This window comes from Pseudomonas sp. GW821-FHT09E12 (genome assembly GCF_059416085.1).
This window is the reverse complement of record NZ_JBWKOM010000012.1, coordinates 19,221-42,638: the sequence shown is the minus strand read 5'-3', so window position 1 is coordinate 42,638 and position 23,418 is coordinate 19,221. Positions and strand designations below refer to the sequence as shown.

Genomic DNA, 23,418 nt, shown 5'->3' with positions numbered 1-23,418 from the left:
TCGGATTGATGCGGCTAGAGCTTGTCGGGTTCTTTCGTGGCCTGTACCAACTCGCTAGCACTCCTTTAGCCAGCCTGCATCCATCCTGGGATATTTCGCTGTCGGTATGGGGCGCGCTCGGAATTGTCGGGAGGGTCCGGACCGGAGGCGCCGCGGCGGCAAGTGTTGCATGTCCCAGTCATGACAATAAAGCCCCGAAACGTCCGGTGCCCTGGCCTCGATTGACGAATATTCGGCGGCAACGCAAATCTGCTGTCCCCTCCTGATTCTCGGAAAAGAAGCATTTTGTTTGGAAAATGTTTAATTCTTTGATTAATTAGCGGCTCGCGAACGTTAAATCAGGAAGCGTGCTGTCGTTCGTGGCACGCAAATGACAAGGAAGGAATACCGAACGATGGCAGCTTATACAGCACCACTGAGGAACCAGGCCGACCTGCTGCGACGAGGTTTGGCGGATCTGCGGGCAGAAGACGCCGAACTGGCTGGGATCCTGGACGCTGAAGTCAGGCGTCAACACCGCACACTGTCCCTGGTTTCATCTTCCTGCGCGGCCAACCCTCGAATCCTCGCGGCGTCTGCCTCGGCACTGGTCAACGTCACCGCCGAGGGCATACCAGGCAAGCGCCATCATGTCGGCTGCGAGAACGTCGATCTGGTCGAGTCCCTGGCGATTCGCAGGGCGCGGGAGCTGTTCGGGGCGCAATATGCCAGCGTACAGTCGCATTCCGCCTCCAACGCCAACTACCAGGTGCTTGCTGCCCTGCTCGAGCCCGGGGACACCATTCTCGGCATGGCCCTCGATCATGGCGGGCACCTGACCCACGGCAGCCCTGTCGCATTCACAGGCGCTCACTACAAGGCGATCCGCTACGGCACCACATCGCAGGGCGTGATCGATTACGCAGAAGTACGCCATCTGGCGCTCGCCCATCGTCCGCGCATCATCATCTGCGGTGCGACGGCCTATTCCCGGGTCGTGGACTTCCAACGCTTTCGCGCTATTGCCGACGAGGCCGGGGCTATCCTGCTGGCGGATATCTCCTCTATCGCCGGGCTGGTCGCAACGGGTCGACATCCGAGCCCGATCGACGTGGCGCACGTCACCACCGCGTGTACCCACAAGCAACTCGCGGGGCCGCGTGGCGGCCTCATCCTTTCCGGCCGGGACGCCGACACCAAGGTTCCCGGCCTGAGGGCGAGCTTCAGTCGTGTCCTTGAGCAAGCGGTATTCCCCGGGATGCAGGGCTCGCCGGCGGTCAACATGATTGCCGCCAAGGCGGCTGCGCTGGGCTACGCGATGACCCCGGAGTTCGACGCCTACATGGGACGGATTCGCAGCACGGCCGATGCAATGGCCAGCGCATTCATGGCGCAGGACTACGAAGTCGTGGGCGGGGGGACGGAGAACCACACGATTCTGCTCAGGCTGCGTGGTGGGGTTAGCGGTTCGATTGCCGCCTCGGCACTGGAGCGATGCGGCATCATCGTGAGTAAAAACCGCGCACTGGGGGAAACCCGATCCTCATTCGTCGCCAATGGCTTGTGTATCGGCACGGGCTCCATCGCCCAACGCTACATCGATCCCCAGGGCTGTCGTGAAGTCGTCGAACTGGTCTGCCGGATACTGGACAAGGTGACGCCCCTCAGCGAGCAGAAGTACCGCCTGGAGCCTGAGCTGCAGGAACAGTTCCGTCTTCAGACCGAGGCTTTGTGCGCGATGTATCCCATCGCCGATTACCGGGGCAACTGAGGGGCCCCGGCCTTTGATTCGTAGGAGCCAGCCGGCGAAGGGCGCACTGCACTGTTGCCCGATCCGCCGTCTGCGCGAGCCAGCCCGCGGGTACGGGTTACTGCTGTTGTAGAGCGCTGTAGCCTTCGAACGCGGTCTGCTGCTGGATCGCGGTGACGATGTTCTTGCGCGTGGCCGGCTGTTCGTTGCCGTCCTTGTCGAAGAACACTTCGCTTTCCAGTTCCGCTTCGTCGCCTTCGCCGACAAAGGCGAAACCGAGGAACTCGAAGGCTTCACGGTCGACGTTGGCCTTGGAGCGCGGGCGGATCGGCAGGGTGACGCTGATGCCGTCCTTGCTGATGGCGAACACTTCCATTTCCTTCTTGGCCCGCGAGGCCTTGCTCTTGCCGCCACCCGGGCTGCTGATGGCCTGGTGGGTCTGGTTCAGCACCTTCAGCGCCAGGCCGTAGACCAGCTCCTGGAAGCTCGGGTCATCCTTGTAGCTGGACAGGATGCGGCTGATCGGGAATTTGCTGCTCAGGTCTTCCAGGGCGGCGCTGTCGGCGGCCTCGGCGTCCTTGAGCTGTTTGAGTTGGCCCATGAGTTCATAGGCGCGGTCGTCGTCGAAGCGGTCGTGAGCCTGGCGGATCTCGGCGCGCAATTCGCGGATCTGGTCGCTTTCCTTGGTGGACTGGAAAGCGTCGAGGACCATCTCGCTGATGGTCTTGGCCTGGGAGACATGCTGTGAAAGATTGATGGCGTTTTCGTATTCCGCTTTGGACGACAAGGCGTTTACGGATTCTTCTGTATTGGAATCGGACATTGATATTTCACTACTTCGTTTAACTGGAAATGAGGCTAGAAAAGCACCGGGCCTTTTCAGGGCGCCTAATTTATGGGACCGAGGCCCCATTGTCACGGACCAACGGACCGGTGCGAAAAGGCGTGGCTCTACTGACCCGCGATCGACGGGAAAATTCCGGCACCGATCATCCCAGGCGAGCGTTCACCGGGCAACGCTTGGCGTCGCATGGCAGCCGTTCCTGTCTCATTTCCTTCAGCGTCGCGCCTGCTGATGAAACTCGGCGAACGAGACCATGCGCTGGCGCGCCGGGTCCCACAGCTTGAGCCGCAGGCAGCGGTAGATATCCCGTGGGTGCAGTGAGGTGGTGATCGGCGATTGCAGCGCCGGGATCGCCGCCATGGCTTGCGGCAGGCGGTAGAAGGGGATGCCCGAGTTGGCGTGGTGCACATGGTGGTAGCCGATATTGGCGGTGAACCAGGCCATCAGTGGGCCGGTGCGCATGTAGCTGGAGGAGAACACCGCGGTGGCCGCGTAGTCCCAGTCGGCGCGCTCGGGGTAACGCACGCCGGGGAAGTTGTGCTGGCAGTAGAACATATAGGCGCCCAGCGCCGAGCCGGACAGGCTGGGGACCAGCACCCCGTACAGCAGGATGTCCGGCGCCAGCAGCGCCAGGGCGACGGCGCTCGCCAGGTTCAGCGCCAGGGCCAGCAGCGACCACAGTCGATGCCGCGGCTGGGTGATCAGCGAGACCATGCAGATGCTGAAAATAAAGATACTGAATGACGCCAGCAGGATCATCAGCGGGTGTCGGGCGACGCGGTAGCGCAAGCGCTTGAGGCGCCCGGCGCGGGCATATTCCTCGGTGGACAGCAGGGGAAAGGTGCCCAGGTCAGTGTGAGTAGAGAGCAGCGGCAGGCGGTTTTTCTGCGCGCCGACATACTGGCAGCTGTGCCCGTGGTGGTAATCGTGGGACTGCTTCCACAGTGTCGGCGGGGCCATCAGCAGCAGGCCGAAGGTCTTGAAAAACACCTCGGCAAAACGCGAGCCCTTGAGGATCGCACCGTGCATGTAGTCGTGGTACAGCACGAACATGCGCACCAGGGACAAGCCCAGCAGCACACTGCAACCCAGGCGCAGCGGCCACCACAGCGGCAGGGCCACGGCCGCGCCGAACAGCCCGATCACCAGCAGCGTCGAGTAGAAATGCCACCAGCTCAGGCGGCGGTTTTCCACGGTGAAGGGCAGGGTCTGGCGAATCAGCTCTTTGCCATAACGCGCCAGCTGCTCGCGGTCCAGGCCGTCGGTGGGCCAGGGGATGGCCCCCGGCTGGTGCGGTTCTTGGCCTGCGCCGGCGCGGCAACAAGCAGAGGCGGTCGAGGTGTCCAGCGTGCGCATGCTCGGTGCTCTCCTTAGCCGATAACCGCTTCGTCGGGGCTGTGCTGCATGAACAACTGTGGCCGCCGGTCCTTCCACGGGCATGCCTGTTCCAACTGGCCGGCCAGGCGGAACAACAGGCCTTCCTCGCCAAAGGCCGCGCTGAGCATCAGGCCGATCGGCAGGCCCTCGGCGTTCCAGTGCAACGGCAAGGAAATCGCCGGTTGCCCCGAGGCGTTATGGATGGCAGTGAACGGGCTGTAGTCGATCAGCGGGCCGTAGGTGCTTTCCAGGTCGCTGGAATGGATATCCACCACGCCGTTGCGCAGCGGCGGCCGGGCCAGGGTCGGGGTCAGCCAGCAGTCGTAGGTCTGGTGGAAACGCGCCATTTCCCGACCTACCTGCTGCAACACCAGCTCGGACATCTGGTACTCCACCGCGCTGACGCCAAGGCCGCGTTGATGCACGGCCTGGGTCAGGTTTTCCAGCTCGCCGGGCAACGGGCCGCGTCCCAGTTGCAGGCTCATCAGTTCCACGGCGAAGGCAATGCCGGAGAACCACAGGGCGCTGAAGGCTTCGGCGAAGCTTTGCAGGTCCAGCTGCGGCGCCGCTTCTTCCACATGGTGGCCGAGGGATTCGAGCAGGCGCGCGGTGCTTTCCACCGCCGCGATGCAGTCGGGGTGCAGCGGCCGCCCGGCCGGGTCGGTACTGGAATAGGCGATGCGCAGGCGCCCCGGTTCGCGGCCGAGCTGGTCGAGAAAACGCCCCTGCATCGGCGGCGCGCGATACGGGTCGCCCGGCACCACGCCATGGGTGGCATCGAGCAGGGCGGCGCTGTCGCGCACGCTGCGGGTCAGCACATGTTCGTCCAGCAGGCCGCTGAGCAGCTCGCCGAAGTCCGGGGCCAGGGAGTTGCGCGCCCGGGTCGGCTTGAGGCCGACCAGGCCGCAGCAGGACGCGGGAATGCGGATCGAGCCGCCGCCGTCGTTGCCATGGGCCGCCGGGACCATGCCGGTGGCCACCGCGGCGGCCGCGCCGCCACTGGAGCCGCCAGTGGAATACTCCAGGTTCCACGGGTTGCGCGCCGGGCCATGGAAGGCGCCTTCGGTGGTGGGCAGAATGCCGAACTCCGGGGCGTTGGTCTTGCCGACGAACACCAGTCCGGCCTGGCGAAAGCGCTTCACCAGCTCACAGTCCTGGGGCATGACCCGCGCTTGCAGCATGCGCGAGGCGAGGGTCGAAGGCAGGTCCTGGCAGTCGCCGAGGATGTCCTTGAGCAGGAACGGCACACCGTGCAGCGCGCCGGTCGGCGGCGCCTTGTCTTGTGCGGCGGCCTGCGCCCGGGCCTTGTCGTAGGCTTTGTAGACCACGGCGTTGACCGCCGGGTTGAAGGCTTCGATGCGGCGTATGGCTTCCTCCAGCAGTTCGGAGGGGCGTACCTGCCCGGTCCTGACCAGATCGGCCAGGCCGACCGCATCGAAGGTGGCGTATTCGCTAAAAGACATCCTGTTCTCCCGTGCTGCGCACGCTGCTGGCGATACCGGGGCGCTCCCGCTCCGGCCTGGGTTTGATGGCATGGCCGGTTGCACAGGCCCGGCTTGCACGGGCCTGGATATATCGGCTTCACATCCTTGAAAAAAGCTGATGACTGCAAGTGATATGGCAAAAAGCCATGCATGCATCGAGCTGTGAGGCGAATATGCGCCGGGGGCGGAAATTGCGGGTATACGCCGTTCGGAGTATTAACTTCGACTGCGCGCTCCCAGAGGATGATCAAGCGTAATGGATGCGCAAGGCCGCAGATTTCGGGCCTTGCGGGAGATGGCTAAGTACGGCTGCCTGGACACAAAATAATGACTACGAACGACCACGATAGCGACGTTCCGTATGCGAATTTTTCGGAATGTCTGCAGCTTCACGCCCATACGATCCCGGACCGATTGGCCTATCGTTTTCTGCACAACGGGCGAGACGAAGAAACCCTGATCACCTTCTCTGAACTGGACCGCGCGGCCCGAGCGGCGGCGGTCCGGCTGCAGGGGCATTGCCAGGCGGGGGACAGGGTGCTGATCCTGCTCAAGCCAGGCCTGGACTATGTGATCGCCTTCATGGGCTGTCTGTATGCCGGGCTGGTGGCGGTGCCGGCCTACCCGCCGGGGGCGACCAAGACCCTGGACCGGCTGGACGGCATCATCGACGACTGCCAGCCGACGGCGGCACTGGCCAGTGGCGAGGATGTCCCGACCATCCGGGCCCGGCTGGGGCAGGCGCAGAGTCCGCGGGTGCTGGACATGGCGAGTCTCGATCTGGCCCTGGCCAGCGAGTGGCGGGCCGTCCCGGTAACCCGGGACGATATCGCCTTTTTGCAATACACCTCCGGCTCCACCGGGATTCCCAAAGGAGTGGCGGTGACCCACGGCAACCTGATTCACAATTCGCGCAGCATCAGCCGCGGTTTTTTGACCCACAAGGACAGCCACCTGGTCAGCTGGCTGCCGCCGTATCACGACATGGGGCTGATCGGCGGCATCCTGCAATCCTTGTTCGTCGGCTTCGGCTCGACCTTGCTGGCGCCGATCCACTTCCTGCAACGGCCGCTGCGCTGGTTGCAGGCCATCAGCACCTACCGCGGCACCGTCAGCGGCGGGCCGAATTTCGCCTATGAATTGTGCCTGCGCAAGATCAAGGACGAAGAGCTGGCCGGCCTCGACCTGAGCAGCTGGGAGGTGGCGTTCAACGGCGCCGAGCATGTGCGGGCGCAGACCATTGCCGCCTTCCATGAGCGTTTCGCCCGCGCCGGTTTTGCCAGCACCTCGGCCTTTCCCTGCTACGGGCTGGCCGAAGGCACGCTGATGGTCAGCGCCGGCGGCAGCAAGCGCGAGCCGGTGATCCGTCAGTTCCATGCCGGCTTGCTGGAGGACAATGTGGCATGCCTGCATGAAGGCCCGGGCAGCGACGCCGAGTTGCGCCTGCGCACTCTGGTCAGCAGCGGCCGCGGCATCCCCGGGCAGGGTCCGTTCATCTGCGACCCGCACACCGAGCAGCCGCTGGAAGACGGGCGGGTCGGGGAGATCTGCATCCTCGGCGACAGCGTCGCCAGCGGTTACTGGCAGCGCCCGGAGAGCACCGCCGCGGCCTTTCGCCCGGCCCCGCCGGCGCTCGGCTGGTCGCGCTACTTTCGCACCGGCGACCTGGGCTTCCTGCTCGACGGCGAGCTGTTCGTCACCGGGCGGCTCAAGGACCTGATCATCGTCAATGGCGTCAACCATCACCCTGGTGATATCGAGAACACCGTGCTGCGCACCCATGACAGCTTTCGCCCGGATGGCACCGCGGCCTTCAGCATCGAGACCGGCGACAGCGAGCAGGTGGTGATCGCCCAGGAAATCGAACGGCGTGCCTTGCGCAGCCTCGACCTGCCACAGCTGTTCAGCGACTTGAAAGCGCGGCTGTGGCAACAGCACCAACTGGCGCGGCCGGTGCTGTTGCTGGTGTTCGGCGGGTCGTTGCCGCGTACCTCCAGCGGCAAGATCAAGCGCCAGGAGTGCCGCAAGCAGTTCGCTCCCTGGCTGGCGGCACTCGATGATGCCGCGCCGGCCGAAGTCCACCCGCTGGACAAGTCGGTGGTCGCGGTGGAGAGCAACGGCCGGGTATTGCGTGGCATCACCGTCGACAGCCAGGTCGTGGAAGCATGACCAGTCTATCGATCGGCCCGGTGCATGCGCCCAAGCCCGCGGCGTTGCTGTTCGCCCAGCCGGCCTTCTGCGAACCGCGGCTGGAACTGGCCAGCCGCCCGCGGTCGGTGCTGTCGTTGCCGCCCACCGACAGCCAGCAACGGCTGCAACTGACCAGCGTGCTCAACTCCATCACCTCGGCGCGCAGCATCGCCGAGCTGACGCAGCAGACCCAGCTGGCGCTGCCGCAGATCCTGCCCTGTGAGAACTTCGTGTTCGCCAGCGGCCGGGTCCGCGCGCACCGGGTGTTCTTTTCGCACCTGATTCATCCGGACAGCGTCTCCGATGACCTGATCAAGGCCATCGTCGGTCGCGACGGCATGATTCCGCCGCTGGGCATCGACCCCATCGAGCATTGCGGGCGCCCCAAGTTCACCACCCTGGAGCGCCTGGGCAACTCGCAGGACCAGGTGTGGGCGAAGATCTTTCGCGAACACGGCATACGCAACCTGGGCTGGACCCTGCTGCCCGGATTGCACCGCAACACCTTCACCGGCTACTTCTTTCACAACATCTCGGCCACCGTGGCCCATGAAAGCAAAATGCGCATGATGGTCTTCGCCCCGTACCTGCACATTGCCCTGAACCGGGCGCTGGGCAGCAAGCTGTTGCGCCACAACCCGGGGCCGAACCATCAACTGTTGTCCATCCTGTCCAGCCGCGAAGCGGAGATTTCGCACTGGGTGGCCCGAGGCAAGACCAACTGGGAGATTGGCCAGATCCTCGGCATCAGCGACAAGACCGTGAAAACCCATCTGCAGAACATCTTCTCTAAACTCCAGGCGTCGAGTCGGGCGCAGATCGCGGCGTTGTTCTGCGACGAGTGAGTGCTGCCTGCCTGTCTTTCATCCGGTAACCCTTCCACAGTGCTGACGGGGGTCAGTGCTTCGGCGTCGCCTGCGCCTCTGTAGGAGCGGCCGGTCGACGCTCGATTGGCCACGATGGCGGCGGTGGTTTCGCTGCTTGTTTTGGACGGGGTACATATCCATTCTTGGCTGGCGGCAGGGGAAGGCTTCTGTAGGAGCGAGGCTTGCCCGCGATGACGATGGTGGCCTCGCTGGGGATGTTGGTCGGTGTACATATCCATTTCTGCGGTAACGGTTGCTGGCGGTTCCGCCCTTACGGCGGGTCACTTTTGGCAAACGCCCGGAATGCCGGCCCAGCCAAAAGTAACCAAAAGGTCTCGCCCCTGCGTACGGCCTTCGTTGCGCTCAGGTTCCCTCGCTCCGGCGTCCATCAGGGGGCATCGACTCCGGTCGGCTTCGCTTCGACCTCCATACGATGTCCTCGACTGCGTCGAGGGGCGCTGCGCGCCATCCCCCTGATGAACGCCTCCGCTCGGCCTCCCGATGGGGCGGGTAGATCAAAAGCCAAAGCTGCGCCATGCGCGACCTACCGGTCGGCGCTAAACCTTGTAGCCGCTGCCGAGCTTGCGAGGCTGCGATCGACTGCGCAGCAGGCGCAGGGATCTTGAGACCGCTGGAGGACCTTCGGTCCTATCGCAGCCTGCGGCAGCGGCTACAGGGCTCGCTACTCCTTACGGAGTATTGAGCTGAACCGGCATGACGCCGAGCATCGGGGTGTAGCAAATAGCCTGCTCCGTCGGGTTATCCACACTCAACACGCGTTTGCATCATGACGCCTGCCCAAGCGTTGATCCGCTGGTTTCACCACGCGGTTGGCGCGGGCCAACGGCCATGCAAAGGAAGCGAAATACGCTGGGAGGCGACTGTGCACATAGACGAAATAACCTTTGCCGTGACCGAAACCCTGGCCAGCCTGCTGGAGGTCGATTCCGGGTCGCTGGACGTCGAGCGCTCGTTCCACGAGATGGGCGTCGACTCGGTGCTGATCGTCGGCCTGTCCGCCGAGTTCGAGGACCGTTTCGGCATCTCCCTGGACCCTGAGCTGGCCTACCTGCACGACACCGTGAGCAAGGTCAGCCAGCACCTGTACGGCGTCATCAACCAGGGCGCGTTCGGCGCAGTGAGGGAGGTCAGTCATGGCTGATTCATTGCTCAATATCACCCGCCAGGAACTGCTGGAATTCGTCGGCCTCAACGAGACCGTGGTGCGCGCCCAGGGCACCCGCATCGAAACCGCCAGCGGCCAGACCCTGATCGATTTCGTCGGCCAGTTCGGCGCGGTGCCCTTCGGTTATGGCGCGGCGCCTATTACTGAGGCGATCCACACCTTTCTCGCCAGCGGCCAGGCCTCGCTGGTCCAGCCGCTGATCAACCCCGGCGCCGAAGAACTGGCGCGACGCCTGATCGAGCTGGCGCCGGGTACCCACTCGAAGGTGACCTTCACCACCAGCGGCGCGGAAACCGTCGAAGCGGCGATCAAGCTGTGTCGCGCCGCGACCCAGCGTGAGCTGGTGATCGGCACCCTGACCGGTTTTCACGGCAAGACCCAGGGCGCGGTCGGGGTCACCGGCAAGGCCACTTACCGCGAGCCGTTCCAGATCCGCGCCGACGGTTTCAGCCATGTGCCCTATGGCGACCTGGAGGCCCTCGAGGCGCTGCTGAAAACCCGGCGCGCCGCGGCCTTTTTCGTCGAGGCGGTGCAGGGCGAGGCGGGCATGATCACCCCGCCGCCAGGCTACCTGCTGGCGGCGCAGAACCTCTGTCGCCAATACGGCACCCTGTTCGTGCTCGACGAGATCCAGACCGGCCTGGGCCGTACCGGCGAGCTGTTCGCCGCCACCGCCCACGGTCTGGAACCGGACGTGGTGCTGTTGGCCAAGGCCTTGGGCGGCGGCGTCGCGGCCATCGGCGCGTGCATCTACGGCGAGCAGTGCTGGAGCCGCGATTTCGACCGGCACCACAGTTCTACCTTCGCCGTGAACGGCTTCAGCGCCGCCATCGGCCTGGCCGTGCTCGACCAGCTCACCGCCAACGACGGCGCCCAGCTCAAGCATGCGGCGGAGCAGGGCGCCTACCTGTACGCCGGGCTGTCGCGGCTGGTGCAGGACTATCCCGAGGTGTTCCACAGCCTCGACGGCCGCGGCCTGATGCTCGGCCTGAAGTTTCGGCGCTGGAGCGGCGAGCGCCTGTATACGCTGTCCCTGGCCAGCGCTTTCGGCGCCCTGGTGCCGATCGTCTGCGGCTACCTGAAAAGCCGGCATGGCGTGTACTGCCTGCCGACCCTCACCGAAGGCAATGTGCTGCGCATCCAGCCGCCGCTGTGCATCGAGCGCGCCGATATCGACCTGCTGCTCGAAGGCCTCAAGGCGGTGGCGGAACTGGTGGTGCATAACCAGCAACACCGCTTGATTCTCGAAGCCCACGGTTATGCCGGGCCCCGGGGGGCCCTGAGCCCCTGGATCGCAGCGGGCAAACCACGCAGCAGCGGGCGTTGCCTGGGGCGCTTCGCCTTCCTGCTGCACCCGACCACCGCCGAGAGCGTCAACGGCGACAGCGTGGTGGACGGCCTGGGGCTGTCGGCGGCGGAAAAAACCTTTATGCAGGGCTGGCTCGACGACTTCTCCGAATGGGCCAAGCCCGACCTCGACGCCGGGGTGTCCTATCACGCCCGCCGGGTCTACAACGATGCCGGCGACTACGTCGAAGGCTGGCTGGTCGGCAGCCTGCTGCAACCGCGCGACCTGATGCGCCTGAGCCTGGGCAAGCGGCGCAAGCTGCTGGCCAACTACCTGGACAGCGTCGCCGAGCTGGAGGTGGATTTCGTCGGGCTGGGGGCCTACACCTCGGTGATTTCCAGTGCCGGCGTGGATGTCATCAACGAGCGGTTCCATACCACCACCGGCAACAGCCTGACGGCCATGGTCGGTGTCGATGCGCTGCTGAGCACTTGCGCCAACCGCGGTGCGCCGCTGGCCAAGCGCCTGACCGGGGTGATCGGTGCCTACGGTTCGGTGGGGCGCCTGGCCAGCCTGCGCCTGGGGCGCTTCTGCGAGCACCTGGTCTTGCTCGGCAATGGGGCCAATCGGGGCGCCATGGACGAGCTGCGGCTGGTGGCCGGCGAGTTGTATCGCGATGCCTTGCTGCAGATCCAGGGCGGCCACAGCAGCGGCATCGCCAAGACCCTGGTGCTGCTCCTGCCGAGCCTGGCCAGCGTCGAGCAACTGCTGGATCGCGACCTTGGCGACGAGGAGCAATTGCGCACGCTGTTCGACAGCGTCGATGCCCTGGCCCAGGGCAAGCCGCAGGTGCAGCCGCCGCTGGTGATCACCGCGGACCTGGGCCACTGGCTGCCGCGCCTGGAAACCGTGCTCTCGGCCACCTCCAATGGCTCGGCCTTTATCGACCCGCTGGTGCTGCATCAGAACGCGATCATCTGCGACTGCGCGCAGCCGCCGGACATCGGCCACGTCACTCTGGCACTGCGCCCGGACGTCACGGTGATCGAAGGCGGCCTGATCCATCTGCCCGACCGCAGCCAGCGTTTCGGCCAACAGAACCTCACCGGTCTGCCCACGGGCGTGACCTTCAGCTGCCTGGCCGAAACCATGGTCCTGACCATGGCCGGCCTGCAGCGCGACTACAGCATCGGCAAGCGTCCTCCACTGGAGGATGCCGAAGCGATCTTCGACCTGGCCCGAGCCTTCGGTTTCGCCCCCGCGGTGGAGCAGTTGATCGAAAAAGCCGGTTAACCCTGACAACGAGAAAGGAGTCCACACCATGTCGATGCACAACGCCCGCAACGCCACCGAGAAGTACCTGCCGGGCCTGCTCGCCGCCCTCCGGGAGCGCGGCCTGATGGCCCTGGAGCAAGCCGACCCGGCCGTGCTCTGCGGGCTGTTTCGCGACTACCGCGCCGCCGGCCTGATCATCCCCGAGACCTACGGCGGCCTCGGCGCCTCGCCGGAGGAAACCGTGGAGATCCTGCGCGCCATCGGTTCGCTGTGCCCATCCCTGGCGGTGATGATGACCATGCATCACCACACCATCGCCACCATCGTGCAACTGGGCGGGTTGATCCCGGCGGCGGAAGAGCTGCTGTGGGGCATCACCCAGAACCAGCTGCTGATCGCCTCGGCCTTCGCCGAGGGCAAGCCGGGCTCGGAGATCTTCAATCGCAGCGTCAAGGCGCGGCCGGTGAAGGGCGGTTTTGTCCTCGACGGCAGCAAGAAGCCCTGCACCATGAGCCACCACATGGACGTGATCGTGGTCGGCGTCGCCTGTGAACAGGACGACGGCAGCGTCAGCCAGGGCTTTGCCGTGGTCTTTGCCGATGGCAGCACGATCACCCGCGAACCCTTCTGGAACGCCACGGTACTGCGTGCCACCGACAGCAACGAACTGGTGTTCAACGGCGTGTTCGTGCCCAGCGAGCGCATGCTGCTGGCCGACGGCGCCGACAGCGAAGAAGTGGCCGCCACCGCCATGGAAACCTCGCTCAACGGCCTGAGCTGGTTCCAGCTGATGGTCGGCGGCAGCTACCTGGGCGTGGCTTCGGCGCTGGTCGACCGGTTGCTGAGAAAGCCCTTCGCCGACCCCGCGCAACTGGCCCTGCTGTGCATCGAGCTGGAGGGCGCCCATCAGGCGCTGCTCGGCACCGCCGGCGAACTGCAGGCGCAACAGGATGCGCCGATGAACACCTACCACAAGGCGCTGTGCACGCGCTTCCTGGTGCAGGCGGCGATCGAGCGGGCGACCAACCTCAGCGTCGAGCTGTTGGGTGGCATGGCGTTCATCGCCTCCGACGAAGTGGCCTATCTGCTGGCGGCCTCCCGGGCGATCGGCTTCCACCCGATCTCCCGTAGTGCCGCCACGCCCTTGCTGGCGCAGTTCCTGCGCGAGTCCTACAGCGCCTGATTCGCCTGCTACCGCAGTCGGAGCTTCGGCGCCCCTGGCGCCGCTCCGGCCTCGGCAACATGCCTAATGGAGTAGAAGCATGAGTAGCGATTTTCTCTATCCGCCGCGCCCGGCCAATGTCGGTCGCGGGTTTCACTGCCTGGCTATTCCGCTGTTCAGCCTGCTGCTGGTGTTCAACACCGCGGCCATCGCTGTGATTCTGGCCCTGTCATGCACCTTGCAGGCCGGGCGCCGGTCGTTGTCGTGGCTGCCGGGCATGAAGGCCCTGGGCAACTGGCTGGTGACGAGCTATCACCGCTTGTTGCAACCCCTGGCCGACCGCTTGCTCAAGGACCCGCGGGACGAGCCGATCCTGGCCGCCGCCATCAGCCTGGGCCTGACCGCCGGGCCGGTGTTCATCGCCCAGCTGTGGCTCAAGGAAATCTCCTGGCTGCTGGTGCTGCTGTTCTACGCCTTCGTCTATGGGCCGAACATTCGCGGCTTTGTCCGCTCCTTCAGCGCCATGCATCAGGAAGGCCATGTGCCCGGCGGTATCTTCAAGCGTTCGAGCCTGCTCGATCGCTGGGTCGGCAATTCCTTCCTGTACATGTTCTTCGCCATTCCCATGGGCCTGATCCCCCATGCGGCGGCGCACCTGCAACAGCATCACCGGGAAAACGCCGGGCCGCTGGATGTCTACGCCACCGCGCGCTACGACCATGCCAGCGCCTGGGATTTCGCCGTGTATATGGTGCGCGAGGTGATGTACCAGCAGTTCATGGTTTCGCCCTGGCTGTACTTCAAGAGCAAACACAAGCGCAGCCAGGCCCGGGCCATGGTCATGGGCAACCTGGTGCATGTCGGGCTGTTCGTCGCACTGGCGTGCTACAGCCTGCCGATCGCCGTGCTCTACATGCTGGTGCCCTGGTGCGCGAGCAACTTCCTGATGGGCGTCATCCACTGGAGCCAGCACGCCTTCTACGGCGGCCAGCAAGACCCCAAGGACTGGATGTACAACACCGTGACCCTGCTGGAAACACCGGTGAATATCCTCAACGAGGGTTACCACGCCTGCCACCATCACTGGTCCGTCGGCCACTGGTCGGAGAGCCCGGCGCTGTTCGAGCGGCTCAAGCCGGAACTGGCGGCCGCAGGTTCCATGGTGTTTCGCGACCTCAGCGTATTCGGCCTGTTCGTGCTGCTGATGCTGCGCCGCTTCGATGCGCTGGCGGACAAGCTCGACTGGTGGCAGCCGCTGGACCACGCAGAGAAAGTCCGCCTGCTGCAATTCCGGGTGCTGCCGGCGCCCATCGCGGCCCATGAACATGCCCATCAACGGCGCCTCGCCACACCGCGCAACGCCGACGAACCCACCCCCGCGCACAGCGCCCTGGGCCAGCCATGAACCGTCCCCTGACCTTGAAAGTCGCCGCCATCGAACGGGAAACCGACGATGCGGTGACCATTCACCTCAAGCAGCCGCTGCTGCGCAAAGTCCGCTACAGCGCCGGGCAGTACCTGACCCTGGAGGTCGACGTCGACGGCGCCAAGGGCTGCCGCGCCTATTCCATCAGCAGCACGCCGGGGCTGGACAAGACCCTGTCGATCACCGTCAAGCGCGTGGCCGGCGGCAAGGTTTCCAACCGCCTGGTGCAGGAGCTGAGCGCCGGCGACGCGGTGCAGACCCTCGGCACCCACGGCCGCTTCACCTTCGCCCCGCAGCCGGGCCGGGGGCGGCACCTGGTGCTGCTGGCGGCGGGCAGCGGGATCACGCCGATCTTCTCGATCCTCAAGTCGGCGCTGCACTTCGAGCCGGATGCCCAGGTGTCGCTGATCTACGGCAACCGCAATCAGGAGTCGGTGATCTTCCGCGACAAGCTCGACCAGCTGCGCCAGACCTTCGGCGAGCGCTTGCAACTGGTGCATGTGCTGTCGCGGCCAGACACCCCGGGGGCCCACGAAGGACGCCTGACCCGGCAGCGGGTGATCGACATTCTCGGCGCGCTGCCCGGCCCGCAAGCCCGCGAATACTACAGCTGTGGCCCCAGCGGCATGATGGACGAGGTGACCGCCGCCCTGGAGACCCTGGGCATCGCCCCGGAAAGCGTGCACCAGGAGCGTTTCACCCCGGCCAAGGCGCCAGTGGCCAGTGGCGACACGGAAAAACGCGTGGAACTGCTGATGCAGGGCCAGGCGTTCAGTTTCACGGTCGCCCCGGGCCAGACCCTGCTCGACGCGGCCCTGGCCAGCGGCGTGCAGCCACCGTTTTCCTGCCGCAGCGGTTTCTGCACGGCCTGCGTCTGCACCCGGCTGGCGGGGCAGGTACGCATGCGCGAGGACCATGGGCTGTCGGCGGACGAACTGAACCGGGGCCAGGCACTGTTGTGCGTGGGCTATCCATTGACGGACGACGTGCGCCTGCAAGTCGATTAGCGATACAGACAGAGGAAGGTCAATTCATGAATCATTCAACCCACCACGCCGCCGAGGACGAACTGCGGCTGGCCAAGCGCGCCGAACTGCGGGTCGACCGCGAGCGCCAGGCCCAGCTGCAGGCACTGATGCAGCCGCAGCCGCTGAAGTTCGTGCTCTGGTCGGTACTGCATGTGCTGGTCTGGTGCGCGGCGGCGCTGTACATCCTGCTCGGCGACAACCCCTGGGGCCTGGCGCTGGCGGTGCTGGTGCTGGGCAACCAGCTGCATGCCTTCACCGTGCTGCAGCACGATTGCGGGCATGCCAGCGGTTTTCGTTCGGCGGCGCTGAACCTGTGGGTCGGGCGCTTCATGGCCTGGTTCATCGTGTTCCCGTTTTCCTCCTTCACCGAGTGCCACAAATACCATCACCGCTACCTGGGCGACCCGGACAAGGACCCCGACGACTGGAACTACACCGGCGGGGTGAAGTGGATGTTCCTGCGCATCGCCGTGTTCGTGCCGCGCTTCATCTACTTTTCCCTGGTGCGCTACGGCAAGGCGGTGCGCAACCGGGTGCTGCGCGAGCTGGCGTTCAATCTGCTGTCGATGGCGGCGATCGGCGCCTGGTGCTACAGCCAGGGGCTGATGCTGCAATTCGTGCTGATTTTCATCGTGCCGCTGCTGTTGCTGGCGCTGGTGATCAACCCGATTTCCCGGGGCTATGAGCACTTCCCCATGGCCACCCTGGCGGTTGGCGACCCGCAGCGCCTGGACCTGGCGAAGAACACCGTGACCGTCAGCGACCGGCTGATCGGCCTGTTGTGGGCCAATATCAACTACCACGTCGAGCATCACATCTACCCCGGCGTGCCCTTCGTCAACCTGCCGCGGCTGGCGGCGCTGCTGGACAACAAGCCCTACCTGCGCGACCGCTGGCTGCTGGCGCGGATGTTCGCGCGACGTCCGGTAACAACTTGCGCCGAACCTCGGCGAGCGGCGTGAGCTACATTTACAGCGCCCGAAGGAGCGCCACTCACCGAGGATTCACGGATGACCTGTATTTTCTGCCAGATCGCGGCCGGCGAATTGCCCAGTGCCCTGGTCTATCGCGACACCCACTGCATGGCCTTCATGGATGTGCATCCGCTGGGGCAGGGGCACTTGCTGCTGATCCCGCTGGCCCATGTGGAAAAACTCGAGCAACTGCCCACGGTCATCCGCCAGCACCTGTACCAGGTGTTCGATACCCTGCTCGCCGCCCAGCGGCGCGCCGGCTTCGGGGTGGAAGGCACGCACCTGATCGTCAACGACGGCAAGGCCACCAACCAGCACATTCCCCACGCCCACCTGCACCTGGTGCCGCGGCAAAGGGGCGATGGGCTGGGTTTCGGCCTGCGCATGTTCATGCACTTTACCGGTATATTCGGCCGCCGCACGCCCCTGCAGACCCTGCGCCGCCAGGCCCTGGTGATCGCCGCCGAACTCGATCCGCAGGCGCTGGAGAACCTGGCGCACCGGACCAGCAGGCTGCACGCAGCGTCAACCTAACCGCCAGGGCCGGTGAGCGGCCCATCCTCGATCCACGGAACTTCGGAATGAACAGCCGTGCATGCGCTGCGGGCGGTCTCGCCCGGCGTTTGTGCCGCCAGGAGTCAGGAACATGAGTGCGCTACTTCAGGAGCAGGCCGACCCCGCGCGGGTCTATCGGGTCGTGATCATCGGCGCCGGCTTCTCCGGCATCGGCATGGCGATCAACCTGCGCCAGCGCGGCGAACAGGACTTCCTGATCCTCGAACAGGAAGCCGGCGTCGGCGGCACCTGGTGGGTCAATCAGTACCCCGGCTGTGCCTGCGATATTCCTTCCCACCTCTATTCGTTTTCCTTCGAGCCCAACCCCGACTGGTCGCGACGCTTTTCGCCGCAGCCGGAGATCCGCGATTACCTGCGGCACTGCGCCGACAAGTATCAGGTGCTGCAACACTGTCGCTTCAACACCGCGGTCACCGGCTTGCGCTGGCTGGAAGAGCGCGCCCTGTGGCAGGTGACGGATGCCCGTGGCGGCGTGCGTTTTGCCCAGGTGGTGGTGGCCGGCACCGGGGCCTTGTCGACCCCGGACTATCCCCGACTGCCGGGGCTTGAGCGCTTCAAGGGCCGGGTCTTTCATTCCCAGCAGTGGGACCATGACTATGTCCTGGCCGGCAAGCGGGTGGGGGTGATCGGCACCGGCGCCTCGGCGATCCAGTTCGTGCCGCAGATCCAGCCGCAGGTGGCCAGCCTGGCGGTGTTCCAGCGCACGCCGCCGTGGATCATCCCCAAGCCGGACCGGGCCTTTTCCACGACCGCCCAGCGCCTGCTGCGGCGTTTTCCCGCGGTGCAGCGGCTGTTGCGCGGGCTGATCTATACCGCCCATGAAACCCGGGTATTGGGTTTCGTGTTCAACCCGCGGCTGATGGCTCTGCACAAATGGCTGGCGCTCAACCTGCTGCGGCGCCAGGTCAAGGACCCGGAACTGCGCCGGCGCCTGACCCCGGACTACGCCATCGGCTGCAAGCGCATCCTGCTGTCCAACGATTATTTTCCGGCGCTGGCCCAGGCCAATACCCGGCTGGTCACCAGCGGCATCCGTGAAGTCACCGAGGATGCGCTGATCACCGTCGACGGCCAGCGCCATGCCCTGGATGCGCTGATCTTCGGCACCGGCTTCAAGGCGCGCACGCCATTCCCGGCGGGGATGATCCTCGGGCGTGGCGGGGGGGACATAGTCAACACCTGGCAGCAGGGCAGCGAAGCCTACAAGGGCACCACGGTCAGCGGCTTTCCCAATCTGTTCCTGTTGATGGGGCCCAACACCGGCCTGGGGCACAACTCCATCGTCTACATGATCGAGTCGCAGATCGCCTACATCCTCGGCGCCCTGGACACCCTGCAACGCCTGGGCGTGACCAGTGTCGATGTCGACCCGCAGGCCCAGGCGCGTTTCAACCAGGGCCTGCGCCACCGGCTGCGCGGCGCGGTATGGAGCGTCGGCCATTGCCAGAGCTGGTACATGGACCCCAGCAGCGGGCGCAACGTCGCCCTGTGGCCAGGGTTCAGCTGGCAGTTCCGCCAGCAGACCCGTTATTTCGATGCCGAGGCCTATCGCCTCACCTTGCACCCCCAAGGAGTGAAACCATGAGCCATCCGGGCAAGAGCGTGTTTGTGTTCGGCCTGTACATGTTGTTGCTGGGCGCCGCGTTGGTGCTGGCGCCGAACCTGTTGTTGCCGTTGTTCGGCTTCGCCCTGACCGATGAGGTGTGGATCCGGGTGATGGGCCAGTTGGCCTTGTACCTGGGCGTCTATTACGTCTGGGCCGGCTACACCGAGCGGCGCGAGTTGATGGCCCTGACGGTGGCGATCCGTCTGTCGGTGCCGGTGTTTTTTGCCGCCTTCGTCGCCGCCGGGCTGGTGTCGCCGGTGCTGTTGCTGCTGGCCTTGCCGGACCTGTGCGGCGCGCTCTGGACCTGGCGCGCGCTGAAGGCTGCGCGGGCTTCCCGCCAGTCGCTGGGTAACGCCTGACCCCGCCAGTCTTCTGTTGCCTTGTCCCGCCAGCTAACCCTGGCGGGGTACTCCTTTGCAGTGATTACCGCGCGGCTGCATCCCCTCCATACTCGCCACCAGCCCTGGCGGGTGACACCCATGTGGCGTCCGGAGACCTGCCGACACTTCAAAGGATCCACGATGAAGATTGAACTGATGCAACTGGCCGGTCGTGACGGCGACACGGCCTACAACCTCGAGCGGGTCCTGCAGGGCATTGCCGACTGTGATGACGACATCGACCTGCTGGTCTTCCCGGAAACCCAGATCAGCGGTTTCGCCAACCAGCAGCAACTGGCCGAGGTCGCCGAGCCATTGGACGGGCCGAGTATCCAGGCCGTATTGCGGGCGGTGCGCGCCAAGGGGGTCGCGGTGGTGGTCGGCATCGCCGAAAAAGCCGCCGGCCATTACTACAACACCTCGCTGCTGGTGACCCCCGAAGGGGTGGCGACGAGTTATCGCAAGACTCACCTGTGGCCCGACGAGCGCGGCCTGTTCCAGCCCGGTGACCGTTACACCACCGTGCTCTGGCGGGGCGTGCGGGTCGGCCTGCTGATCTGCTACGACATCGAACTGCCGGAAAGCGCCCGCGCCCTCGGCCAACTGGGCGCCGAGCTGATTCTGGTGAGCAACGGCAACATGGACCCCTACGGCCCGGTGCACCGCACCGCGATCATGGCCCGTGCCCAGGAGAACCAGGTCTTCGCGGTGATGGTGAACCGGGTCGGCAGCGGCACCGGCGGCCTGGTGTTCGCCGGTGGCAGTGCGCTGGTCGATCCCTTCGGCCGGCTGCTGTTCGAGGCCGGCCGCGACGAGTGCCGGCAGGTGGTGCAGCTCGACCTCGGGCAACTCAAGGCCGCTCGCCGCGATTACGACTACCTGCACGACCGGCGCCTGCAACTGTCCGGCGAATACGTCGAGCACGCCGATGGCCGTCGCGAGCTGTTGATCCCTTAAACCCCATCGCTGTTTTTCCGCCGCTTTCGGCCCTGCCATAACAATCCATAATCAGCAGGCGAGGCGCACGTCCCTTAGGCGGGTGCCAACGCTCGGAGTCCTCAGATGAAAGCTATCCGCTGTTTGCCCCTGGCCCTGGCCGCACTGTTCGGTTTCGCTACGGCCCAGGCCGCCGAACCGAGCGTGCATTTCTACAACTGGTACGACTACATCGCCCCGGACACGCCCGGACAGTTCCACAAGGAAACCGGCATCAGCGTGCTGCAGGACACCTTCGACAACAGCGACGTGATGCAAAGCAAGCTGATGGCCGGGCGCAGTGGCTATGACGTGGTGGTGGCCAGCAGCGACCTGCTGCCGAACCTGATCAAGGCCGGGGTACTCCAGGAACTGGACCGCAGCCAGCTCGGCAACTGGTCGCACCTGGACCCCGAGATGCTGGCCAAGGTGCAGAGCAACGACCCTGGCAACCGCTTCGCCGCACCCTACCTGTGGGGCACCACGGGCATCGGTTATGACGTCGACAAGGTCAAGGCGCTGCTCGGCGACCAGGCGCCGGTGGACTCCTGGGACCTGATCTTCAAGGAAGAGAACCTGGCCAGGCTCAGCCAGTGCGGGGTGGCCATGCTCGATGCACCGAACGAAATCATCCCCATTGCCCTGCATTACCTGGGCCTGCCCTACAACAGCCAGAACCCCGAGGATTACAAGAAGGCCGAGGCCTTGCTGCTCAAGGTCCGGCCGCATATCCGCTACTTCGATTCGTCGAGGTTCATCTCCGACCTGGCCAACGGCAACGTCTGCGTGGTGGTGGGCTGGAGCGGCGGGGTGTTCGATGCCCAGGTCGCCTCGCAGAAAGCTAACAACGGCCGTCATCTGGTCTACAGCATTCCGCGCGAAGGCGGGCCGGTCTGGGTGGAGAACCTGGTATTGCTCAAGGACGCGCCGCACCCACAGGACGGCCTGAAGTTCATCGACTACCTGTTGCGTCCGTCAGTGATTGCCCTGTCTTCCGACTACCTGGGCTACCCCAACGCCAACCGCGATGCCACGGCGCTGGTGGAGCAGAAAATCCGCGACAACCCGGGTGTCTATCCGTCCAGGGAAGTGATGGCCACGCTGTTCCCGCTGGAACCGCTGCCGCTGAAAATGGAACGGGTGCGTACCCGGGTCTGGAGCAAGATCAAGACCGGGAGCTGAGCTTGGGGGAGTGGACAGCCATGCTGGCCAAGGGGAAAGGGGCGTCGCGCAAGGAAGGAGCAGAACTGGCTACATCCGTGTAGCCAGTTCCGAAGGGTCGGTACTACGCATTGTTCAATGAAGCTCCTGAGCAAAGTCGCAGTGAGCCAGGCGGGATATCTCGATTCATATCCACAACGGGTTCTTCATCGAACTCGAACCTGCTGCCTGAACGCCCGGTGTCGCTATTACTTGAGCGTTACATCGAGCATCGGCGGGATGTAACCGTAGTCGTACTCAGCCACCACGAAGGTCTGTTGCCCTTTGATCCTGATCCCGACCGTCGGTGCTTCGGTACCGCCGATACGAATCTGCGTGCCGCTTTCGTCGGTCGGTACGCTGTCGATAAAGGAGGTCACCAGGCCGTTGGGCATCACACAGTGCGAGTAGGTCTGGAACGGCTGGGAGGACGGGTTGCCCAGCACCAGGCCGGAACCGTTCAACGGCACGTAGGGACCGAACAGCGAATCGGCGACAAAACCGTACACCCCGTCCGGCCCGGTCACGCCGTCGGCATAGGTGAAGGTGTGGCTGATGGTGAACAGGTAGTACTTGCCGTCCTGGAACACGAAGTGCGGGCGTTCGGTCTGGTCGTTGACGCCGACCGCGGTCAGCAGCGGCGGCAGCATTTCCCAGTCGTCGCCGTCTTCGTCGCGGGCCACGGCGATACCGACGCAGGCGGTCTGGAAACGGGAGTTGCCGACGTCTTCATAACCTGGCGGCACGTCGCCGATTTCTGCTTCGCCCACTGTGTGCGAGCCGCGCTCGCCGGCCACGTTGCCTTCGAACAGCATGTACAGCTTGCCGTCGTTGGGGTCGCGGAACGGCCATGGATCGCGGAAGCCCCAGAAGGGGTTTTGCGCTTCGGTCTGGTACATCTTGCCGTCGGCCTCGAACAGCGGCTTGACCTTCTCGAAGCCGACCATGCTGACGCCATGCTCGGTGGTCACCACCCGGCCGCGCACCTTGACGATGGTCGCGCCTGGCGTGACGGCGGTGTAGTACAGGTCCACCTCACCCTGTTCGTTCAACAGGATCGGCGTGCCGGCCCATTCGCGAACCGTGGGCGAAACGCCTTCGGCCATCACCCGGCCACCCAGTTCCCAGTCCTTGCCGGTACGGGAAAACCAGTAGTACATCTTTGCCCGACCATGGCGGTCGTTCCAGTCGCGGGTGATGTCGTAGTTGCCGTTTTCGTCGATGTACTGCGGGTCGTTCGGATGACGATCCGCGGTCAGGGTGAAGATCACCGACCAGCCGTCGACGGAGGTCACGTTACCGTCCAGGTCGCGCAGCGGCATGGTGTCCCAGATGAACACCTCGTTGCTCAATACTGGGAAATCCGCACTGACCAGTGGCTGGGTCGTGGTGGGATCGTCCGCATGGACTTTCAGCGCATCGGCCCGGGTCCAGAGGCTGGGTTGATGGGGTGTTTTGCCGAATTTTTCAGTGTTGCTTTTCATAGGTAATACCTCGTCCGTGAATGGATTCACATAAATGTTCATCAAAAAATACTGTATGTGCATACAGTAATTTCACCTTAAGCGAGGCGATTTTTTGGGTCAAGGGTGAATTTGCATTTATGCATAATTGCCGTTTTTGTTGGAGCTGATACGTTTCAGCTGGTTGTGTTTCCAGAAGTTTGTTTTTCGGCCTGATCAACGACGATGCCTGCAAAATGCGCGCTTGGAACCGTTGGTCGATCCGAGGGGCAGGGAAGGGGGAAAGGAGGGAGACGGAACCAGGTGGAGGGTGGGCGCCGAACCTGGGCGGATCGGTCAACGCCGCCGAGCGCTGCGAACATTGTCGCTGTCATGGCGCGGACGTAGCC

General features: G+C 64.7%; 18 protein-coding genes. 14 read left to right on the top strand and 4 right to left on the bottom strand.

Annotated elements, in window-relative coordinates; genetic code table 11:
• Positions 1-394 precede the first annotated feature (394 nt).
• On the top strand, positions 395-1,750 hold the full coding sequence (gene glyA, locus AC07PQ_RS28215) for a serine hydroxymethyltransferase (protein WP_493186599.1): 1,356 nt from the start codon (positions 395-397) through the stop codon (positions 1,748-1,750).
• A gap of 97 nt (positions 1,751-1,847) precedes the next feature.
• On the opposite strand, the gene AC07PQ_RS28210 is transcribed toward glyA, so the two are convergent.
• From AC07PQ_RS28210 to AC07PQ_RS28200, 3 genes are all read right to left on the bottom strand, one after another.
• The gene (locus AC07PQ_RS28210; protein WP_007929715.1) at positions 1,848-2,552 is read right to left on the bottom strand and encodes a hypothetical protein; all 705 of its coding nucleotides are present in this window, start codon (positions 2,550-2,552) and stop codon (positions 1,848-1,850) included.
• Positions 2,553-2,786: 234 nt separating this feature from the next.
• On the bottom strand, positions 2,787-3,929 hold the full coding sequence (locus tag AC07PQ_RS28205; RefSeq protein ID WP_493186598.1) for a fatty acid desaturase family protein: 1,143 nt from the start codon (positions 3,927-3,929) through the stop codon (positions 2,787-2,789).
• Between the two features lie 14 nt (positions 3,930-3,943).
• Positions 3,944-5,413 carry an amidase gene (locus tag AC07PQ_RS28200; protein WP_493186597.1) on the bottom strand — a complete coding sequence of 490 codons (1,470 nt, stop codon included), beginning with the start codon at positions 5,411-5,413 and terminating at the stop codon, positions 3,944-3,946.
• Positions 5,414-5,761: 348 nt separating this feature from the next.
• Between AC07PQ_RS28200 and AC07PQ_RS28195 the strand changes: the two genes are divergently transcribed.
• The 13 genes from AC07PQ_RS28195 to AC07PQ_RS28135 all read left to right on the top strand — a co-directional run bounded on the left by AC07PQ_RS28195 (position 5,762) and on the right by AC07PQ_RS28135 (position 21,548).
• Entirely contained in the window at positions 5,762-7,603 is a 1,842-nt protein-coding gene (locus AC07PQ_RS28195) for a fatty acyl-AMP ligase (RefSeq protein WP_493186596.1), read from the top strand.
• Positions 7,600-8,469 carry a LuxR C-terminal-related transcriptional regulator gene (locus AC07PQ_RS28190; protein WP_493186595.1) on the top strand — a complete coding sequence of 290 codons (870 nt, stop codon included), beginning with the start codon at positions 7,600-7,602 and terminating at the stop codon, positions 8,467-8,469. The genes AC07PQ_RS28195 and AC07PQ_RS28190 overlap by 4 nt, the downstream gene beginning before the upstream one ends.
• Positions 8,470-9,373: 904 nt before the next feature.
• Positions 9,374-9,652: an acyl carrier protein gene (locus tag AC07PQ_RS28185; RefSeq protein ID WP_007929443.1), complete on the top strand. Its 279-nt coding sequence runs from the start codon at positions 9,374-9,376 to the stop codon at positions 9,650-9,652.
• Complete coding sequence (locus AC07PQ_RS28180; RefSeq protein WP_007929444.1) at positions 9,645-12,257, top strand: aminotransferase class III-fold pyridoxal phosphate-dependent enzyme; 2,613 nt, start codon at positions 9,645-9,647, stop codon at positions 12,255-12,257. The genes AC07PQ_RS28185 and AC07PQ_RS28180 overlap by 8 nt, the downstream gene beginning before the upstream one ends.
• 28 nt (positions 12,258-12,285) lie before the next feature.
• Positions 12,286-13,422: an acyl-CoA dehydrogenase family protein gene (locus AC07PQ_RS28175; protein WP_101339002.1), complete on the top strand. Its 1,137-nt coding sequence runs from the start codon at positions 12,286-12,288 to the stop codon at positions 13,420-13,422.
• Positions 13,423-13,501: 79 nt separating this feature from the next.
• On the top strand, positions 13,502-14,806 hold the full coding sequence (locus AC07PQ_RS28170; RefSeq protein ID WP_053262533.1) for a fatty acid desaturase: 1,305 nt from the start codon (positions 13,502-13,504) through the stop codon (positions 14,804-14,806).
• On the top strand, positions 14,803-15,834 hold the full coding sequence (locus AC07PQ_RS28165) for a ferredoxin--NADP reductase (protein ID WP_007929452.1): 1,032 nt from the start codon (positions 14,803-14,805) through the stop codon (positions 15,832-15,834). The genes AC07PQ_RS28170 and AC07PQ_RS28165 overlap by 4 nt, the downstream gene beginning before the upstream one ends.
• A gap of 26 nt (positions 15,835-15,860) precedes the next feature.
• Complete coding sequence (locus tag AC07PQ_RS28160) at positions 15,861-16,817, top strand: fatty acid desaturase family protein (protein ID WP_007929454.1); 957 nt, start codon at positions 15,861-15,863, stop codon at positions 16,815-16,817.
• A gap of 48 nt (positions 16,818-16,865) precedes the next feature.
• Positions 16,866-17,363 carry an HIT family protein gene (locus tag AC07PQ_RS28155; RefSeq protein WP_007929455.1) on the top strand — a complete coding sequence of 166 codons (498 nt, stop codon included), beginning with the start codon at positions 16,866-16,868 and terminating at the stop codon, positions 17,361-17,363.
• Between the two features lie 112 nt (positions 17,364-17,475).
• Positions 17,476-18,990 carry a flavin-containing monooxygenase gene (locus AC07PQ_RS28150; RefSeq protein WP_493186773.1) on the top strand — a complete coding sequence of 505 codons (1,515 nt, stop codon included), beginning with the start codon at positions 17,476-17,478 and terminating at the stop codon, positions 18,988-18,990.
• Positions 18,987-19,370 (top strand): hypothetical protein, encoded by a 384-nt coding sequence (locus tag AC07PQ_RS28145; RefSeq protein ID WP_007929460.1) that lies wholly within the window; start codon positions 18,987-18,989, stop codon positions 19,368-19,370. The genes AC07PQ_RS28150 and AC07PQ_RS28145 overlap by 4 nt, the downstream gene beginning before the upstream one ends.
• A gap of 162 nt (positions 19,371-19,532) precedes the next feature.
• Positions 19,533-20,348 (top strand): carbon-nitrogen hydrolase family protein, encoded by an 816-nt coding sequence (locus AC07PQ_RS28140; RefSeq protein WP_493186772.1) that lies wholly within the window; start codon positions 19,533-19,535, stop codon positions 20,346-20,348.
• A 105-nt stretch (positions 20,349-20,453) separates the two neighbouring features.
• On the top strand, positions 20,454-21,548 hold the full coding sequence (locus AC07PQ_RS28135; RefSeq protein ID WP_493186771.1) for a polyamine ABC transporter substrate-binding protein: 1,095 nt from the start codon (positions 20,454-20,456) through the stop codon (positions 21,546-21,548).
• Positions 21,549-21,775: 227 nt separating this feature from the next.
• Here AC07PQ_RS28135 and AC07PQ_RS28130 read toward each other — a convergent pair whose 3' ends face one another.
• Positions 21,776-23,050 carry a glycoside hydrolase family 68 protein gene (locus AC07PQ_RS28130; RefSeq protein WP_101338996.1) on the bottom strand — a complete coding sequence of 425 codons (1,275 nt, stop codon included), beginning with the start codon at positions 23,048-23,050 and terminating at the stop codon, positions 21,776-21,778.
• Between the last annotated feature and the right edge of the window lie 368 nt (positions 23,051-23,418).

Coding starts and splice junctions, on each gene's coding strand:
- AC07PQ_RS28180 (WP_007929444.1), top strand. CDS start 9,645: ATGGCTGATTCATTGCTCAATATCACCCGCCAGGAACTGCTGGAATTC.
- AC07PQ_RS28195 (WP_493186596.1), top strand. CDS start 5,762: ATGACTACGAACGACCACGATAGCGACGTTCCGTATGCGAATTTTTCG.
- AC07PQ_RS28130 (WP_101338996.1), bottom strand. CDS start 23,050: ATGAAAAGCAACACTGAAAAATTCGGCAAAACACCCCATCAACCCAGC.
- AC07PQ_RS28205 (WP_493186598.1), bottom strand. CDS start 3,929: ATGCGCACGCTGGACACCTCGACCGCCTCTGCTTGTTGCCGCGCCGGC.
- AC07PQ_RS28135 (WP_493186771.1), top strand. CDS start 20,454: ATGAAAGCTATCCGCTGTTTGCCCCTGGCCCTGGCCGCACTGTTCGGT.
- AC07PQ_RS28145 (WP_007929460.1), top strand. CDS start 18,987: ATGAGCCATCCGGGCAAGAGCGTGTTTGTGTTCGGCCTGTACATGTTG.
- AC07PQ_RS28165 (WP_007929452.1), top strand. CDS start 14,803: ATGAACCGTCCCCTGACCTTGAAAGTCGCCGCCATCGAACGGGAAACC.
- glyA (WP_493186599.1), top strand. CDS start 395: ATGGCAGCTTATACAGCACCACTGAGGAACCAGGCCGACCTGCTGCGA.
- AC07PQ_RS28170 (WP_053262533.1), top strand. CDS start 13,502: ATGAGTAGCGATTTTCTCTATCCGCCGCGCCCGGCCAATGTCGGTCGC.
- AC07PQ_RS28160 (WP_007929454.1), top strand. CDS start 15,861: ATGAATCATTCAACCCACCACGCCGCCGAGGACGAACTGCGGCTGGCC.
- AC07PQ_RS28190 (WP_493186595.1), top strand. CDS start 7,600: ATGACCAGTCTATCGATCGGCCCGGTGCATGCGCCCAAGCCCGCGGCG.
- AC07PQ_RS28200 (WP_493186597.1), bottom strand. CDS start 5,413: ATGTCTTTTAGCGAATACGCCACCTTCGATGCGGTCGGCCTGGCCGAT.
- AC07PQ_RS28150 (WP_493186773.1), top strand. CDS start 17,476: ATGAGTGCGCTACTTCAGGAGCAGGCCGACCCCGCGCGGGTCTATCGG.
- AC07PQ_RS28175 (WP_101339002.1), top strand. CDS start 12,286: ATGTCGATGCACAACGCCCGCAACGCCACCGAGAAGTACCTGCCGGGC.
- AC07PQ_RS28210 (WP_007929715.1), bottom strand. CDS start 2,552: ATGTCCGATTCCAATACAGAAGAATCCGTAAACGCCTTGTCGTCCAAA.
- AC07PQ_RS28140 (WP_493186772.1), top strand. CDS start 19,533: ATGAAGATTGAACTGATGCAACTGGCCGGTCGTGACGGCGACACGGCC.
- AC07PQ_RS28155 (WP_007929455.1), top strand. CDS start 16,866: ATGACCTGTATTTTCTGCCAGATCGCGGCCGGCGAATTGCCCAGTGCC.